The organism is Bradyrhizobium sp. STM 3843 (assembly GCF_000239815.1).
Taxonomy (GTDB): Bacteria; Pseudomonadota; Alphaproteobacteria; order Rhizobiales; family Xanthobacteraceae; genus Bradyrhizobium.
This window is the reverse complement of sequence record NZ_CAFK01000160.1, coordinates 1-1,103: the sequence shown is the minus strand read 5'-3', so window position 1 is coordinate 1,103 and position 1,103 is coordinate 1. Positions and strand designations below refer to the sequence as shown.

Below are 1,103 nucleotides of genomic sequence, written 5' to 3'. Positions count from 1 at the left end.
CTGCGCTCGAAGATGCGGGCGACCTCGACCGGCAGCGGCGCACCGCCGGAGCCTGCCGCTGTGAGCGACGACAGGTCGCGCTTGTCGAGATCCGGCAGGTTGGCGATCGCGATCCACATGGTCGGCACGCCCGGGAAATAGGTCGCGCGTTTGACCTCGATATCGCGCATCACCGTCTCGACATCGAAACGCTGATGCAGCGAGATCAGATTGCCGAGCCGCAGTGACGACAACAGCACCACCGTGAGCGCGTAGATATGGAACAGCGGCAGCACGCAGATGACACGGTCGCGGCTGCCGCGCTCCAGCCGGGCCGGCCGACCCCAGACCTCGTAGATCGACACCGCGGCGGTGAGATTGCCATGGGTCAGCATCGCGCCCTTCTGCAGGCCGGTGGTGCCGCCGGTATATTGCAAGAGCGCGACATCGTCCGCCGAGACGGCCGGCCATTGCGCCGGCGCCGCGGCGCCATCGACGAAGGCCTGGTGGGTGATGACGGCGGGATGATCGGGTAGCGGCGCCTGTGGCGTGCCCACCTTGCCCCAATGGTCGTCCTCGCAGACGATCAGGCGATCGATCAGGCCCTTCTCGAGAAATTTCAGTGCGGTCGGCAGCAACGCGGCAAGGTTGGACGTGACCAGCACCCGCGCGCCGGAATCCTTCAGCTTGTGCGAGTGCGCGATCTCGCCGTCGAGCGGCGACAGATGCACGACGCGCGCACCCGCCTTCAGCGCGCCGAAGAAGTTGATCGGGTGATCCGGCGTGTTGCCGAGAAACAGCGCGATCGAGCTGTTCTTGCCGCCCGCGCGCAGAAAGGCCGATGCGGCCTGCTCGGCGAGTTGCTCGAGCTTCTGGAAGCTGATGGAGCGGTCGCGGAATTCGATCGCGTCCTGATCGCCGTAGTCGCGCACCGCCTGTGCGAGCAGATCGGGCAAGGTGCCACGCGCGATCGGCTCGTCCCATCGGACGCCTGCGGGATAGAATTGTTCACCGGGATGGGTCATTGCGGTTTCTTAGTTTCTTTTTGTAAGGCGAGCGCGCTCTCTCCTACTCCCCTCCCCCTTGCGGGGAGGGGTCGGGGGTGGGGTACCGCGAACTCAGTG

Annotated in this window: 1 protein-coding gene; it reads right to left on the bottom strand. The window is 65.8% G+C overall.

Annotated elements, in window-relative coordinates; genetic code table 11:
• On the bottom strand, window positions 1-1,004 hold a 1,004-nt coding region (locus tag BRAS3843_RS17615), incomplete at its 3' end, for an AMP-binding protein (protein ID WP_035982009.1).
• Window positions 1,005-1,103 lie beyond the last annotated feature (99 nt).